This window comes from Actinopolymorpha singaporensis (genome assembly GCF_900104745.1).
Taxonomy (GTDB): Bacteria; Actinomycetota; Actinomycetes; order Propionibacteriales; family Actinopolymorphaceae; genus Actinopolymorpha; species Actinopolymorpha singaporensis.
Genome location: NZ_LT629732.1, coordinates 3294146 through 3309670 on the forward strand (window position 1 = coordinate 3294146; position 15525 = coordinate 3309670).

A 15525-nucleotide genomic window follows, 5' to 3' on the forward strand; every position below is an offset into this window, starting at 1 on the left:
CGGCGCAGAGGCCGGCCCGCAGCGGCCACCGAGGCCGGGTCGCGACCGATGCGTCAGGCGGCGTCGACGTACTCGCGTTCCCTCACCGGCCGCTCCCGCCTCGGCTGCGCCCGCTCCGGCTCGGGCACCGGCTCGGGCTCCCGCTCCGGCTTCCGGCGCAGTGCCACCTCCACCCGCGCCCGGGTGCCCCACCCGGTGGAGCGCAGAGTGAGCAGGGACCAGAACCGCAGCGGCAGCATCACCAGCAGGTTGACGTACCCGTACAGCGGCGACGTCGCGAACGTAAGGAACCGCGACCAGACGCTCTGACCCCCCCGGCGTACGTCGAAGTAGCGCACCGACCGCGCCAGCGACATCAGCCCCACGAACCACAGGTAGTGCAGGACGAGGACCTCCCCGGTCAGCACCGTGTGCACCACCAGGACGTACAGCAGGATGGACGAGAAGACCGCCCACTGCGCGAGTTCGAGCAGGGTGAGCCACCACGCGGGCCTGGTGGGGGACAGGCTGCCGAGGACCCAGAGGGACTCGCGGAAGAACGACCTGCCCCACCGGGCCTGCTGGCGGACGAAGTGGTTGAAGCGCTCGGGTACGGCAGTGTGCGCGATCGCCGACTCCACGAACACCACCCGGCCCTCGCTCAGGCAGTAGTTCGTCATCCTCCGGTCGTCGCCGGTGATCGCGGGCTTGCCGAGGAACTCCTGGCTGAGGAAGTCGTCGAGATGCCGGAGTACGACGTCCGCACGGTAGAAGGCGAGGATCCCGCACACGCACAGCACCGAGCCGAACCGGGAGTACGCCGCCCGCTCACCGAGGAAGGCGTTCGCGTATCGCACGTCCTGCATCCGGGTCAGCACGTTGTGGTCGTGGTTCAGGGGGAGAACCAGCCCGGTGGTGGCGGTGACCCGCCGGCGTCCGAACGGCCGCAGGCCCTCGTACACCGCCGTGGGTTCGAGCACGGAGTCGGAGTCGACGCACACGAAGACGTCCACCTCCCCGGCCATCGCCCGGAAGCCGACCGCGAGCCCGTGCCGCTTGCCGAGGTTCTCCGGCTGGCGGAACACGCTGATCCGGTCGTGGACCGCGGCGTACTCCCTGGCCACCTCGAACGCGGCCGGGTCCTCGGAGGCGTCGTCGACGACCACGATCCGGCGCAGTGGGTACGACTGGGCCAGCAGCGAGTCCAGGCAGGAGCGCAGCAGGTTCGGGTCCTCGTTGTAGATCGTGACGATCGCGCCGATCCGGCGGCGCGGGTTCGGCTTCGGCCACCGCCTCGCCGGCAGCAGCGACAACAGCAGCTTGGTGCCGAGGATGCTGAAGACGGCGAAGCCGTACACGCTCGCGAGGCCGTGGTGCAGCCACCGGGACATGGTCAGAGCCGCGGCAGCGGAGAAGATCAGCAAAGCGGTGACCGTCATGCGACGGACGGCGGTGCGGACATCAGGCATTGCAGGCGTTTCCTAGGTATAGAGAGCAGGCGGCAGCGCCGCCGGAGCTCGAAGACCGCCCCCCGCGGTGATCGTGTGCCGGTGTGGTCGCCGGGCGCCGCGGTCGACGTCGGTCGACGGGCGCGCTGTCGAAGCGACCGGCCAGGACCTGACTGCGGCTCAGCGGACACGGCCGGAGACACCTCGTGGTGCCTCCGCCTGCCGCTCAGGCGTCGGGTCGTGTGAATCTTCCGCGGTACTCGCCGCGGTGGCGGGGCGCCGCGAAGGCGCCGGAGCAACTGGTTCGGCTCGTGTCGTCGGGGCTAGCCGTACGCGTGGGAGATCCCACCGTCGGCCCACAGGTACCGGCGCGCACCTACCTCCGGGTGCGCCCGGCCTGGACGGCTGGGTTGCGAGCCGCGTGCGGGCTGCAGGTCTGGTCTTACCGGTATTGCCATCATTGCCGCCCTTCCTACCAGGAGTCCCGGTTGTTCGCAGGCGCGCGATGACGGATCGGGCCGAACATGCGCGGGGCAGATGGCCGGCGTCACTGTGCGGCATGTGATCAGGGCGACATGGGAGCGGGGCTACGCGGGAGCAGAGCGGCGGGGGGTGAGCGGGTGAGCGGCGGGGGGTGAGCGGGTGAGCGGCGGCCGCCGGTCCGGACGGCACGTGTTCGGCGGCGCGTCCCGGGAAGGTTAGGTCCCACAGGCGCGAAGACCCGGTGACACCCGGCCCGAACCGACGAGGAGCGACCATGGTGGAGTTCGGCTACACGATGATGTGCGAGCAGGCCGGCCCGACCCAGCTCGTACGCGACGCGTGCCTGGCCGAGGAGGCCGGCTTCGACTTCGCGGTGATGAGCGACCACTACTTCCCCTGGCTGGACGCACAGGGCCACTCCGCCTATGCGTGGTCGGTGCTGGGGGCGGTCGCCCAGGCCACCTCGCGGATCCCGCTGATGACGTACGTCACCTGCCCGATCAGGCGCTACCACCCGGCGGTCGTCGCACAGAAGGCCGCCACGGTCGCGCTGCTCAGCGAGGGGCGGTTCACCCTGGGCCTCGGCGCGGGGGAGAACCTCAACGAGCACGTCGTCGGCGGCGGCTGGCCTCCGGTCGACGTCCGACACGAGATGCTGACCGAGGCGATCGAGATCATCCGCGAGCTGTGGGACGGCGGATATCTCCGGTACGACGGCGAGCACTTCAAGGTCGAGTCGGCCAAACTCTGGGACCTTCCGCCCACACCGCCGAAGATCGGGGTGGCGGCCTCCGGGCCGCAGTCGGTGCGCATCGCCGCCAACTACGGTGACGCGCTGATCGCCACCGAGCCGAAACCGGAGCTAGGGAAGATGTTCGACGAGTTCGGCGGCACCGGCAAGCCGCGTATCGGCCAGATCCCGGTGTGTTACGACACCGACGCCGAGGCCGCCAAGCGCCGCGCCCACGAGCAGTTCCGCTGGTTCGCCGGCGGGTGGAAGGTCAACTCCGAGCTGCCCGGGCCGACGGCGTTCGAGATGGCGACGCAGTTCGTGAAGCCCGACGACGTGTCCGAGCAGATCCCGTGCGGTCCGGACGTCGCCACGCACGTGGAGGCGATCAAGGCGTACGTCGACGCCGGCTACACGCACGTGGCGCTGGTTCAGGTCGGCGGTGACCACCAGGAGGACTTCGTCGCCTGGGCCAACAAGGAACTGCTGCCGGCCCTGCGGGAGCTGTGAGCCGCACCGGCCGGGCGGCTACTGCGGGTCCGGCCGGTCGTCAGGCGGGGTCGGGCTGGTCGGTGCTGTCCAGCGGCGTCCAGCCCAGCACCTCCCGCGCCTTGGCCATCGGGACCAGCCGCTCGGCGCCGTCGCCGCTGATCGCGAACGGCTCGAAGCCGTGGCCGCGCCGGTCCAGCCCCGCCAGCAGGGCCCTTGCGACGTCCCGCGCGGAGGTGCAGATCAGCCGGGCGCGCGGGTGGTCCGTACGCGGGAACTCGGCGTCGGCGACCGGGTGGCACAGCCGCAGCGCCACCACGCTCATGCCGTACACCTCCGCGGCGTTGCGGCAGACCTCCTCGCCGAGCCGCTTGGCGAGGCCGTAGAAGTCGGTCGCGTCCGGTGGGGTGGACTCGTCGGGGTAGCGGTCGCGTCCGGGCACCCCCGGGCTGATCGAGACCGTGTCGTCCCGCGGGGTGTCCTCGGCGCCCGGGTCGTCCACGGCCGGCTCGGCATACACCGACATGCTGCTGGTGTAGACCGCGTGCGTGACCCCGGCCTCGTACGCGGCCCGCAAGGCCACGTGCAGGCCGGGCACCGCGACCTCGAAGTGCGCGCGGGCGTTGTCGAGACTGCCCCATCCGGCCATCGGCCCCATCGCCATGAAGACCACCGCGTCGACACCTTCGACGGCCCGGGACACCGCGGCGACGTCGCGCAGGTCACCGGCGACGTATTCGACGTCGACGTCCGGGCGCGGCGGCTTCAGGTCGAACACGCGGAGGTCGTGCCGCTCGGCGAGGTAGGGAAGGACCAGCCCACCCACCATCCCGGAGCCGCCGATGACGAGTACCCGCATGCAGACCTCCCCGAAGTCGGTGCCGGCGCCCGGTGGGCGCCTGACGGACGCCACGAACCGGCGTCCACCGCATCATCTCGGTTCCGCGGGGCCGACGCGAGCCGGGTCCGCGACCGATTCCTGCGCGGGAGGAACGGAGTGGGCCGGGGGGTGAAGAAGACCATCGGGTCGTCCGTCCCGGAGTGGATCGGGTCGGCCGGGCCCCAGATCCACGCGCAGGCGGCGCAACCTGGCGTTGACGGCGGGCGCCTTGCCGGACACGAAGGTCTCGGTCACGAGTGGGTCGGACGCGGTTCGCATGACGTCTCCCGTCGCTGGAGCGGCACCGCCTTCGGCCGCCGGTCGGCGAGAAGGTAGATGGGAGGTCGGCGCCGTCGCGTCGTACGGGAGACCGGTCCTGGCGCTGGCCCCGGCGGGGAGAGGCAGTCGGAGAGTCACACCCTGGTGTGATCCGCGATGTCGGTCCGGGAACCTACGCTGGACGGCTGTGACCACTCCCACGGATCCGCCGGCCGAAGCCCACCAGGGTGCCGGCCGCTCGGTCGTGGCCAGGGTCGCCCCGTTGGTGGGCGCGGTCACGCTCGCGACGGTGCTGGGCGCCTCCGGGGCGGTGTTCACCAGCACCAACTACCGGGTCGACGCACCGGGGGCCGTGGGCGTGTTCGTCGCGCTGTGGCAGGTGGTCCCGCTGCCGGTCGCGGTGCGCCGGCCGCTCGTCGCCTGGTGTGTGTACGCGCCGACACTGGTCGTGGCGCCGCTGCTCGTCGTACCCGTCGACTCCTCCGAGCCGTGGCCGCTCCTGCCGCCGGCCCTGATCGCCTACCTCGTCGTCCAGGTGGTGCTGGCCTGGCGGCGCCCTCCCCACGTCGCGGCAGTCGCCTGGGCGCTTGCCTGCGCGACGTTCGCCGTGATGGCGCAGACCGGCGACCCGCGGCTGGACACCGGCCCGGACGTGACGTTGTTCGTACTGACGTCGGCGCTGGCACTCGTCGCCGGCGTCGGGTTGCGGATCAGGACCCGGATGCGGGCGCGGCTGCTCGCGGAGGAACGCCTGTCCGCCGAGGAACGCGCCCGGCGGATGCTGCTGGAGGAGCGTGCCCGGATCGCCCGGGAGATGCACGACATCGTGGCCCACCACATGTCGGTGATCGTGGTGCAGGCGTCCACCGCCGAGTACCGTCTTGCCGGCCTGCCGTCGGCGAAGACCCACATCGGCCGCATCTTCACCAAGCTCGACCTGCGTGACCGGGCGCAGGCGGTGATCTTCGCGTACGAGAGCGGCCTGGTCACCGCCGGCGCCGACCAGGAACGCCGGTGACCCCGGCCCAGGATCCGCCCGGACCAACACAGTGGCCAGGCCAGGGACCAGCCCAGCGGCCAGGCCAGGTCCGGACACCACGGACCGTAGGAACACCTGGGATGACGTGCGCCTTCGGCGGGCATGAGTCGTCCGGTACGGAACGAGCCGCGGTACCCCAGAAGGCTCGCCCAGCCGGTTCGCCTAGTCTGGGGAGGCGTCGCGGCTGACGCGGCAGACTGGGGCGCGGTATGCCACCGTTCGCTCCGTTCCGCATCTGTGCGGTCTTACTCAACGGCTGGCACGTAGGTGACGCCGGAATGGAAGGAACGACGAGCGGATGGTTCGATCCCGGCGGATCGTGCTCGCGACCCTGGCCGCGCTGACGGCACTGACCGGCGCGGGGCCCGCCATCACCCCCGCCGGCGCGACCAGCACCCGGCCCGATCTCCCGGGCTCGGCGGCCTGGCAGCAGGCCTCCTTCGACGGGCGCCCACTGCCCAGCCTCACCGGAACGTCGCCGGCCTCGGTGGCGGCATACTTCGCCGGGTTGCCCGCCGCGGAGCGGAACCGACTGGCCGCGCGCTACCCCGCCGTGGTCGGCAACCTGGACGGCGCACCCCCTGTCATGCGGTACGCCGCCAACCGGCACGAGGTGGCCAGGTCCGGTGTCTGGCGCGGCGTGCTGGACCTGCGCGACCGGCAGATCCTCGCGCTCGACCCCCGCGAACGCGGTCTCGCCGTCGAGGTGTTCGGCGATCTGGCGACCGCGGACCGGGTGGCCGTGCTGGTGCCCGGCGCGGGCGCGGACCTGTACCACCTGGACGAGCCCGGCGGAATTGCCGCCGGTGCCCGCGCCATGCGCGCGGAGGCCGAACGCCAGGACCCGGGCACCCGGTTGGCGGTGATCGCCTGGGCCGGATACGCCACTCCGGTCGACGCCGGGGCCGCCGCGATGCAGGGCAGTCTGGCCCGGGTGGGCGCGGGCCGGCTGCAGCGGTTCCTCGCCGGCCTGTCGGCGTACACCTCGGCCCCGATCGGGCTCTTCTGCCACAGTTACGGCTCGGTGGTGTGCGGCCTCAGCCACCTGCCCCGTCAGGTCGACGACATCGCGGTGTTCGGCAGTCCGGGGGTGCGGCACCGCACCGCGTCCAGCCTGACGCACACCGCCCGGGTCTGGGCGGGACTCGCCGCCGGTGACCCGATCAGGTACGTCCCGTTCGTACGCGTCGGCGACTACGGCCATGGGCCGAGCCCGGTGGCGCCCTCGTTCGGCGCCAAGGTCTTCGCCACCACGGGCGCCCGCGGCCACAGTGGCTACCTCACTCCCGGCACCGAGTCGTTGCGCAACCTGGTGCGGATCGCGCTCGGCCACGAGGCCGCGGTCACGCCGGCGGCGCCCCCGCGGCCTCCCGCGTAGCAGGGCGTACACCAGGGTCGGCCGGGCGTCGCCGGGATCCGGCTGGCGTACGCCAGGGTCGGTTGGGGGAGCGGTCAGGGACTTACCCCGATGGAGGACGCCGCGCGGACGGCAATCATCGACCCCATGAACGCTGGAACTGCCTTCTCTTCAGGGCACAGCTCCTCGCAGCCCGGCTCACCGCAGTACGGCTCACCGCAGCAGACCTCGCCGGGGGGATCGCTGCGGATAGGCGACGCCGAACGTGAGCGAGCCGTGGAGATGCTGCAGGCGGCCTACGCCGAGGGCCGGATCGACCACACCGAACTCGACCTTCGGGTGGGCGGCGCACTGGCCGCGGTCGACCGCGCCGACCTCGCTCACGCACTGCGCGGGCTTCCGTTGCCGGACGCAGGCGCATCGAGCACGTGGGGCACTTCGAGCACGGCCCAGGCTCCGCGCGTGCCGACCGGTCGCCCGGGCGCGATGCCGAGCGGGTCGGACCGATCCCTGGCACTGCTCGCCCACTGGTCGGGCGTACCCACGCTGTTCGTCGGGCCGCTCGTGATCGCGGCGACGGCGGGCCAGCGGTCGGCTTTCGTACGCCAGCAGGCCACCGAGGCGACCAACTTCCAGCTCAGCTTCCTCGGCGCGTGCATCGCGATCGGGATCCTGAGCGGCATCACGTTCGGGATTGCAGCGGTGATGTACGTCCCGCTGGTCCTGGCCTGGATGTTGCTGTCGGGCATCGCGGGGATGTCGTCGCTGTGCGGGAACCGCTGGCGCTACCCCTGGGCGGTTCGCCTGCTCAAATAGGGCGGAGGCGCGCGTACGGCCTGCAGAGTGGGAGAGGGGGACCCACCCCGTAGGGTCGACGGGTGACGCGCGCACCCGCACCGCCGCCGGAGGTACGCCGGGCCCGCCTCGCGGTGGCCGTGACGTTCCTCGTCCACGCGGCCGTCTTCGCGACCTGGGCTCCCCGGATCCCCTCCATCAAGCAGGCACTCCACCTCGACAACGGCGCCCTCGGAATCGCGCTCGGCGGCCTCGCGGTCGGCCTGCTGGTGGGCACCAGGCTGACCGGCCGGATGGAGCGGGCCGGTCGCACCGGCCTGGCGATGCGCATCCTCGTGCCGGTGCAGGCCGTCGCACTGGTTGCCCCGGCGTTCGCCACCGACCTGGTGACGCTGACCGCCGCGCTGGCCGTGCTCGGCCTGATCGGCGGGATGCTGGACGTGGCGATGAACGCACACGCCGTGGCGGTCGAGAGGCTGTACGGCCGGCCGATCATGTCCGGCTTCCACGGGCTGTGGAGCCTCGGCTCGATGGTGGGCTCGGCGATCGCGGCGCTGGTGGCCCGGGAGGGCGTGGACGTCCGCGTGCACTTCATCGTGGCCGGAGCGGTCTGCGCGCTGGCCAGTGCGCCGTTTCTCACCCGCCTGCTGCGCCCCGACCAGGAGGCGGCGGTCACCGGCCACCACGTGGAGGTGCCCGGCGGGCGGCGGCCGCCGGTGCCCGTGGTCGTGGTCGTGATGATGGCGGCGATGGGGTTCGGCTCGTTCCTCGGCGAGGGGGCGATCGCCGACTGGAGCGCTGTCTACCTGAACGAGAGCCTCGGCGCCTCCGTCGGGCTGGCCGCGCTCGGCCTTTCGGTGTTCTCCGGCGCGATGACGGCGTCCAGGCTGATCGCGGACCGGGTGGGTGCGAGGTACGGCCCGGTGGTGGTGGCGCGCGCCGGTGCCGCGCTGGGTGCGCTGGGGTACGCCGTCTTCCTGCTCGCGCCCGGGCCGATGGTCGCGCTGGTGGGCTTCGCCGTCGCCGGGTTCGGGATCGGGCCGGCGGTCCCTGTCGTGTTCAGCGCTGCCGGCAACACCGGGACGAGGAACCGCGTGTCGGTCCTCGGCCCGGTGGTGTCGGCGGGCTATCTGGGCGCGGTCCTCGGCCCGGTCGCGATCGGCGCCGTCGCCCACCGGACCGGTCTGACCTGGGCGCTGGTCATCCCGCTTGCGTTCGTGGCGCTCATCTTCGTCGCGGCCGGGCTGCTGCGCGGGGCGGCCGGTGGCGACGATTCCGGTGGCGGGAAGGGCAGTGGCGAGCGAGCCGGGCCGCGAGCCGCGGACCAGACCGCCGCCCGCGCCCACGGCCCGGCCAACATCGACGGCTGACAGCCGCCGCCCGCGTCAGCGCCCCGCGGCCGCCCACTCCGAGACGGCGCCCTGGTGGAGTGCGGCGTAGACCCGGTCCCGCAACCGGTTGGCGTCGGCGTCGGTGAGGGTGCGGTCCAGTGCGCGGACCACCAGCCGGACCAGCACGTTCCGCTGGCCCGGCGCAATACCCAGCCGGGTCCGCGCGACCTCGGGCAGGTCGTCGTACGACGTCTCGGCCAGCACCTCGACGGTCTCCACGACGTCGGCGTCCGCACCCAGGGCCGAACGCACCCGGTCGCCGAGCAGTTCGGCCGACGTGTCCACGTCGGCATCCACCACGACGGACAGGTCGCGGCGTACCGGCGGCTGGTGGGAGACGGGGCGGTACGCCGACCGATCGAGCATCTGGCCGGCCACCCGGGGGTCGGCCGACCGCAACAGCCGGATGTCCGGGACGCCCTTGCCGAGCATCAGCAGCCGGTCCAGCCCGAGTCCCATCGCCAGGCCGCTCCAGGTGGGTACGGGCAGTCCGGCGCCGGCCAGCACACCGGGCGCGGCCAGCCCGCACTCGCCGATCTCCACCCAGCGACCCTGCCACCACACGTCGATCTGACGGCCGTGTTCGGTGTAGGGGTGGACCTTCGGTTCGGTGCGCCAGCGACTGCCCGGGAGCGCCGCCTCCACCACCCGCCCGATCATCTCGCCGAGGTCGGGGTCGGTGCAGGGCCGGTCGCGGCGAATCCGCCACAGGTCGAGCTGGTGCGGCGTGCCCGTGTGCTGCCAGTCGATGCTGTCCCGCCGGTAACACATGCCGGGACAGACCAGCAGCACGTCGGCCGGTGACCCGTCGGGACCGGCCTCGCCCTCGGCGGCCAGCCGGCGGAGAGCGCCCGGGACCATCGCGCTGCTGTGGCTGCGCAGCACGTGACCGGCGTCGACGTAGCGGGTGTAGCGCTCCTCGCGGGTCACGGCATCGGCGGCGTAACCCAGGTTGTCGTAGTTGTCGGCGAGGGAGACGACGGGAGAGGACCGTACGACGCGGACCTCGGCGTCCCAGGCCGAACCCAGGGCGGCGGCCAGGTCGTCGACCACGAGTTGCAGGGCGTGCGGGCCCTGTGCCGGGTCGGACAGGTCACGGATCGAGAGACAGGCTCGCAGCTGCGCGGGCGAAAGAATCGACATCGGAGTACTCCTCGAAGGATCGTTCGCGGTGGGGAACGGAGTGAAGGGACTCACACACCCCGACCGGCCGCGAGGAGATCCACCGAGGAGAACGCCGCCGACGGCGCCCGGTGGTTCGCGTTCAGGCGAACGCGGCACCCGGGCATGCCCGGCACTCCACCCCGACGGCACCGCGGTGCCGGCCGGGGCGGGGAAATCGCTGCCCGGGTACGCCCATGCGGACAAAGGTACGCGCCCGAGACCGCGTACCGCCATGGCCTCCACAGGCGAGGTCCGAACGAGTCCGAGCCAGGTCCGACGAGAGCCTGAGGAGGTCGATCTCCTCCTCAGGGCGGACATCGAGGTGGGCAAACTCCACCCGGCGGGTCACGCCGCAGGGTTGCCCACCGCCTACGGTTGGGGACGCCAGCAGGCCAGCTGTGCGAACCAAGGTGTCGGGAGGCATCCGTGGGACGAATCGAGGCGAGGAACCTCACCAAGACCTACGGCGGGAAACGCGCGGTGGACGATCTGTCGTTCACCGTCGAACCCGGCGTGGTGACCGGCTTCCTCGGCCCCAACGGTGCGGGCAAGTCCACCACCATGCGGCTGATGCTCGGCCTTGACCACGGCGGCGGGCAGACCCGCTTCGACGGCCAGCCGTACTCCCGGCTCACCCACCCGATGCGGCAAGTCGGCGCGGTGCTGGAGGCGAAGGCGTTCCACCCGACCCGCACCGCCCGCAACCACCTGGCGATGCTGGCGGCCGCCAACGGCATTCCCCGGCAGCGGGTCGATGTCGTCCTCGACCACGTCGGGCTGACCGACGTCGCCGGCCGCAGGCCGAAGACGTTCTCTCTCGGTATGGGACAGCGGCTGGGCCTGGCCAGCGCGCTGCTCGGCGACCCGCACACCCTGATCCTCGACGAGCCGGCCAACGGGCTGGACCCGCAGGGCATCACCTGGCTGCGCAACTTCCTGAAGTCCTTCGCCTCCACCGGGCGCACGGTGTTCGTCTCCAGCCACCTGCTGGCCGAGATGGGGCTGATGGCCGACCGGCTGGTGGTGATCGGCCGCGGCCGGCTGATCGCCGCCGGGGAGGTCCAGGACTTCGTACGCAAGGCCTCCCACACCGCCGTGATCGTCCGCACACCGCAGGCCGACAGACTGGTCGAGGCGCTGCGCGCGCGGCAGGTGCCGGCCGAGTCCCAGGGCGACGGCAGCCTGGTGGTCAACGGCCTGGACCAGGCCGAGGTGGGCGAGCTGGCGTTCTCCGCCGGCGTGGTCCTGCACGAGCTCACCACCCGGACCGCGACGCTGGAGGAGGCCTTCCTGGAGGCGACCGGCGGTTCTGAGGAGTACGTCGCCCAGCTCGGCCAGGCGAGCGTCCAGAATCCGGCAGCCCAGAACCCGGCAGCCCAGAACCCGGCAGCCCAGGAGGTGGCCGCCCAGCTCGTTCAGCCCGCCACCCCCGCGTCCTCGTCCTCGTCCGCCACCCCGCCCTCCGGAGAGTCTCGATGATCGACGCACTGCGGTTCGAGTGGATTCGGATCCGCACCATCCGCTCCACGTACTGGCTCACCGCCCTGGCCCTGCTGCTGAGCGCCACGGTCGCCGGAGTGGTCGCCTACTTCGGGCGGGAGAACGCGATCAGGCCCGAGACGGCCGGGGTGATCCTCACCGGCGGGTCGGCGTTCAGCCCGCTGCCGTTCACGGCGGTGTTCATGGGGATCATCGGGGTGTTCGCGTTCGGCCACGAGTACCGTCACGGCACGATCCTGCCCACCCTGACCGCCGTGCCCCGGCGTGGCTCGCTCGTGCTCGCCAAGGCCGTGACGGTGATCGGCTGGTCGCTGGTGGTGGCCGTGGTCAGCGTGGCGCTGAACTGGGCGGTGGCCCGGGTGCTGTCGGGCCAGTCGCTGCCGCTGTTCGACGCGCCCGTCGGGCCGGCGTTGGGTGGCTACCTCGGTTTCGTCGTGCTGTGGGGTCTGCTCGGCCTCGGCCTGGGCGCCCTGCTGCGGAGCCTGCCGGCGGCGATGGTGCTGCTCTTCGTCGTCCCGCTGGTGGTGGAGCCGCTGCTCGGCGCACTCACCATGATCCCCGCGCTGGAGTCGCTGCGGGAGTACGTCAACTACCTGCCCTTCACGGCCGGGAACGCCATGTCGCAGACCATGACGGAGCTGGGCGGCGACGGACCGCAGCTGGTCGGCCAGCCGAGCCGCCTGGTCAGCAGCCTCACCTTCACCGCGTGGGTGGCAGCCCTGCTCGCCGCCGCGACGGCGCTGTTCCACAAGCGCGACGCCTGAACCCTCGCTGGTGCCCCGGTGCTCCGGTGCCTGCCGGGGCCTAAAGTGAGACCGTTCGGACACTGCCGTTCGAACCGCGTGGGCGATCGTGAGGAGCGGACGTGACTTCGGTGCCGAGTGCTTCGTACTCCATCACCGTACGACTCGAGGTACCTGCCGGCGGACGGGCGGTCAGTGAGCTCACCGCCGCCGTCGAGCACGCGGGCGGCACCATCACCGCGCTCGACGTCACCGCCTCCGGGCACGAGCGGCTGCGGATCGACGTCACCTGCGCCGCCACGGACACCGCGCACGCCGACCGTCTGGTCGAGGTGCTGCGCCAGGTCGCCGGCGTCGCGATCCACAAGGTGTCCGACCGCACCTTCCTCATGCACCTCGGTGGCAAGATCGAGATGCAGGCCAAGCACCCGATCCGCAACCGCGACGACCTGTCGATGATCTACACCCCGGGCGTGGCCCGGGTGTCGATGGCGATCGCCGCCAACCCCGACGACGCCCGCCGGCTGACGATCAAGCGCAACTCCGTCGCCGTGGTCAGCGACGGGTCCGCCGTTCTCGGCCTGGGCAACATCGGCCCGCACGCCGCGCTGCCGGTGATGGAGGGCAAGGCGGCGCTGTTCAAGCGGTTCGCCGGCATCGACGCCTGGCCGCTGTGCCTGGACACCCAGGACGTCGACACGATCGTGGAGGTCGTCCGCAGCATCGCCCCCGGCTTTGCCGGGATCAACCTGGAGGACATCTCCGCCCCGCGCTGCTTCGAGGTCGAACGCCGGCTGCGGGACCTGCTCGACATCCCGGTGTTCCACGACGATCAGCACGGCACCGCGATCGTCGTCCTGGCGGCGCTGACCAACGCCCTGCGGATCGTCGGCAAGGATCTCGCCCACGTCCGGATCGTGATGTCGGGAGCGGGAGCGGCCGGGAGCGCGATCCTGCGGCTGTTGCTCGCCGCCGGCGCCAAGGACGTCCTGGTGGCCGACATCGACGGCGTGATCCACGCCGGCCGCGAGGGGCTGTCGCCGGAGCTGCGCTGGATCGCCGAGCACACCAACCAGGCGCGTTACGCGGGCGACCTGCACGGCGCGGTCGTCGGGGCCGACGTGTTCGTCGGTGTCTCCGCACCCAACGTCCTGGCCGGAGCCGACGTGGCGACCATGAACAAGGGCGCGATCGTCTTCGCGCTGGCCAACCCCGACCCCGAGGTCGACCCGGCGGAGGCCCGCGAGCACGCCAGCGTCGTGGCCACCGGCCGCAGCGACTACCCCAACCAGATCAACAATGTGCTGGCCTTCCCCGGCGTCTTCCGTGGCCTGCTCGACGCCCAGAGCCACCACGTCGACGAGACCATGTTGCTGGCCGCCGCCCAGGCGATCGCGAACGTCGTCACCGAGGACCAGCTCAATGTCAACTACGTGATCCCGAGCGTCTTCCACCCGGACGTGCACAGCGCGGTCGCGGCCGCGGTCCGCGACGCGGTGGCTGCCTCCAGCCACTGATGCGCCGGCTCACGGGGGCGGCCGGCGTCGCGTGGTGGGTGGCGTTCGGGCTGGCGTGTGTGCTCAACCTCTACGGCCTGTACGCGCCCAGCGAACCCGGCCCGGTCCTGTCGTTCAGCTATGCCGACAAGTTGGCGCATTTCGCGACCTTCGCCTCGGTCGCCTGGACCGGCGGCCGGGCGGGTGTTCCGGTGCGCTGGCTGGCCGGGATCCTCGTCCTGAACGCGGTAGGCAGCGAGATCGTCCAGGGAACCCTGATGGCGCAGCGTGAGGGCGACCCGTTCGACGTACTCGCCGACGTGGTCGGGATCACGCTGGGCCTGGCCCTTGCCCGGGCCGGTCGCCGTTTCGCTGCCAGGGAGTCCGCGGTGACCAGGAGGTCCGCGGGGACGGACGGGTCCGCCGCCGAGGATCTGCCGGCCCGGGACGGCGGTGACGCTCGTACGACGGCTCCGGACGCGGGATCATGAGGACATGACCGGGGACTACTACACCGGGCAGTTGCTGGTAGCGACGCCCGCGCTGACCGACTCCAACTTCGCCCGTGGCGTCGTCCTGGTCCTCGACCACGACCACGACGGTGCCCTCGGGGTGCTGGTCAACCGTCCCAGCGAGCTGCCGGTCACCTCCGTCCTCGCCCAGTGGAGCGACCTGGTCTGCCCGCCGGACGTGCTCTTCCACGGCGGGCCGGTGGCCACCGACTCCGCGCTGGCGCTGGCGGAGGTGCCTGCCGACGGCGAGGCCGAGCCGCTCGGGTGGCGGCGGCTGCACGGGCACCTCGGCCTGGTCGACCTGGACACCCCTCCGGAGCTGCTGGCCGGCGGGATCCGTGCCATGCGGATGTTCGCCGGTTACGCCGGGTGGTCGCCCGGCCAGCTGGAGGCCGAGGTCAAGGAGGGCGGCTGGTACGTCGTGGACGCCGAGCCCGGCGACGCGTTCACCACCGACCCGGAAGGTCTGTGGCGGCGGGTGCTTCGACGGCAGCCGGACGAGCTCGCCCTGGTGGCGACGTTCCCCGAGGACCCGTCCCTGAACTGACCCGGCCGGGCTGCCTGGTCGATCATGGCCGGAGGCTGTGCGCAGGGGAGGGGAACGTCTAGACTTCGCCGGGTGAGTACGCAACTGAGCCCCGGTGCGCAGACCGTCGAGGACACCCGCACGGTGCCCTCACACGGTGACGACGGCGATCACGAGCGGTTCTCCCACTACGTACCCAAGGAGAAGCTTGTCGAGGCCATGGTCACGGGCACGCCCGTGATCGCGCTGTGCGGCAAGGTCTGGGTGCCCAGCCGCGACCCCGAGAGGTTCCCCGTCTGCCCCGAGTGCAAGGAGATCTGGGAAGGTCTCCCGCCCGGTGGCGGTGACGGCGAGGGCGACGACTGATCCGCTGACCTGATCCGCCGACCGGCCGGTCCCGCTCGGCGGAGACCGGCCGCCCGGTGTTTCCCCGCCCGGCGGGGTCAGGACTGGTTCCGCCCCGAGGTCTCTGGTGTGCGGGTGGCTGCGCGGGCGGAGGCGGGCGTACCCGCCGACGGGGGAGTCGAGCGCTGCGTGGGTGGCGTGTGCCGGCGCCGCGCCGGGCGCCGACCGGCGTTCACGGCGAGTTCGACGACGTCGTTCCACTGCTGACGGCGCTGGAGGTCGGCACACACCGCTTCCCAGGCGTTGCGCTGCCCGAGGTCGGCATCCAGGCCGGGCAGGCGGGACGCCACGTGGCCGACGAGCCTACGG

The 15525-nt window shown here is 72.2% G+C and carries 15 protein-coding genes; 11 read left to right on the forward strand and 4 right to left on the reverse strand.

Annotated features, from left to right (window positions below; translation table 11 throughout):
• Positions 1 to 53: 53 nt before the first annotated feature.
• Positions 54 to 1418 carry a glycosyltransferase gene (locus BLU27_RS14975; protein WP_172804956.1) on the reverse strand — a complete coding sequence of 455 codons (1365 nt, stop codon included), beginning with the start codon at positions 1416 to 1418 and terminating at the stop codon, positions 54 to 56.
• Between the two features lie 766 nt (positions 1419 to 2184).
• Here BLU27_RS14975 and BLU27_RS14980 point away from each other — a divergent pair.
• Positions 2185 to 3150, forward strand: a complete 966-nt coding sequence (locus BLU27_RS14980) for an LLM class F420-dependent oxidoreductase (RefSeq protein WP_092654303.1) — start codon at positions 2185 to 2187, stop codon at positions 3148 to 3150.
• Between the two features lie 40 nt (positions 3151 to 3190).
• On the opposite strand, the gene BLU27_RS14985 is transcribed toward BLU27_RS14980, so the two are convergent.
• Positions 3191 to 4042, reverse strand: a complete 852-nt coding sequence (locus BLU27_RS14985) for an NAD-dependent epimerase/dehydratase family protein (RefSeq protein WP_092654305.1) — start codon at positions 4040 to 4042, stop codon at positions 3191 to 3193.
• Positions 4043 to 4475: 433 nt separating this feature from the next.
• Between BLU27_RS14985 and BLU27_RS30445 the strand changes: the two genes are divergently transcribed.
• The 4 genes from BLU27_RS30445 to BLU27_RS15005 all read left to right on the forward strand — a co-directional run bounded on the left by BLU27_RS30445 (position 4476) and on the right by BLU27_RS15005 (position 8849).
• Entirely contained in the window at positions 4476 to 5306 is an 831-nt protein-coding gene (locus tag BLU27_RS30445; protein WP_092654307.1) for a histidine kinase, read from the forward strand.
• 319 nt (positions 5307 to 5625) lie between these two features.
• Positions 5626 to 6705, forward strand: a complete 1080-nt coding sequence (locus tag BLU27_RS14995; RefSeq protein ID WP_092654309.1) for an alpha/beta hydrolase — start codon at positions 5626 to 5628, stop codon at positions 6703 to 6705.
• 126 nt (positions 6706 to 6831) lie between these two features.
• On the forward strand, positions 6832 to 7500 hold the full coding sequence (locus BLU27_RS15000) for a DUF1707 and DUF4870 domain-containing protein (RefSeq protein WP_092657731.1): 669 nt from the start codon (positions 6832 to 6834) through the stop codon (positions 7498 to 7500).
• 62 nt (positions 7501 to 7562) lie between these two features.
• A complete protein-coding gene (locus BLU27_RS15005; RefSeq protein WP_092654311.1) occupies positions 7563 to 8849 on the forward strand; it encodes an MFS transporter in 1287 nt (428 codons plus the stop codon).
• Between the two features lie 15 nt (positions 8850 to 8864).
• Here the strand turns inward: BLU27_RS15005 and srmL are convergent, their stop codons facing one another.
• Entirely contained in the window at positions 8865 to 10013 is a 1149-nt protein-coding gene (srmL, locus tag BLU27_RS15010; protein ID WP_092654332.1) for a PheS-related mystery ligase SrmL, read from the reverse strand.
• 447 nt (positions 10014 to 10460) lie between these two features.
• Here srmL and BLU27_RS15015 point away from each other — a divergent pair, with 447 nt between their 5' ends.
• The 6 genes from BLU27_RS15015 to BLU27_RS15040 all read left to right on the forward strand — a co-directional run bounded on the left by BLU27_RS15015 (position 10461) and on the right by BLU27_RS15040 (position 15177).
• Positions 10461 to 11513 carry an ATP-binding cassette domain-containing protein gene (locus BLU27_RS15015; protein ID WP_092654333.1) on the forward strand — a complete coding sequence of 351 codons (1053 nt, stop codon included), beginning with the start codon at positions 10461 to 10463 and terminating at the stop codon, positions 11511 to 11513.
• On the forward strand, positions 11510 to 12298 hold the full coding sequence (locus BLU27_RS15020; protein ID WP_092654334.1) for an ABC transporter permease: 789 nt from the start codon (positions 11510 to 11512) through the stop codon (positions 12296 to 12298). Before BLU27_RS15015 ends, BLU27_RS15020 begins: the two co-directional genes overlap by 4 nt.
• Before the next feature lie 101 nt (positions 12299 to 12399).
• Complete coding sequence (locus tag BLU27_RS15025; protein ID WP_092654335.1) at positions 12400 to 13794, forward strand: NAD-dependent malic enzyme; 1395 nt, start codon at positions 12400 to 12402, stop codon at positions 13792 to 13794.
• Positions 13794 to 14264: a VanZ family protein gene (locus tag BLU27_RS15030; RefSeq protein WP_092654336.1), complete on the forward strand. Its 471-nt coding sequence runs from the start codon at positions 13794 to 13796 to the stop codon at positions 14262 to 14264. Before BLU27_RS15025 ends, BLU27_RS15030 begins: the two co-directional genes overlap by 1 nt.
• Positions 14265 to 14268: 4 nt before the next feature.
• Positions 14269 to 14832, forward strand: a complete 564-nt coding sequence (locus BLU27_RS15035) for a YqgE/AlgH family protein (RefSeq protein WP_092654337.1) — start codon at positions 14269 to 14271, stop codon at positions 14830 to 14832.
• A gap of 72 nt (positions 14833 to 14904) precedes the next feature.
• A complete protein-coding gene (locus BLU27_RS15040; protein WP_092654338.1) occupies positions 14905 to 15177 on the forward strand; it encodes a DUF3039 domain-containing protein in 273 nt (90 codons plus the stop codon).
• A 77-nt stretch (positions 15178 to 15254) separates the two neighbouring features.
• Here the strand turns inward: BLU27_RS15040 and BLU27_RS15045 are convergent, their stop codons facing one another.
• A complete protein-coding gene (locus BLU27_RS15045; protein WP_206744614.1) occupies positions 15255 to 15506 on the reverse strand; it encodes a hypothetical protein in 252 nt (83 codons plus the stop codon).
• Between the last annotated feature and the right edge of the window lie 19 nt (positions 15507 to 15525).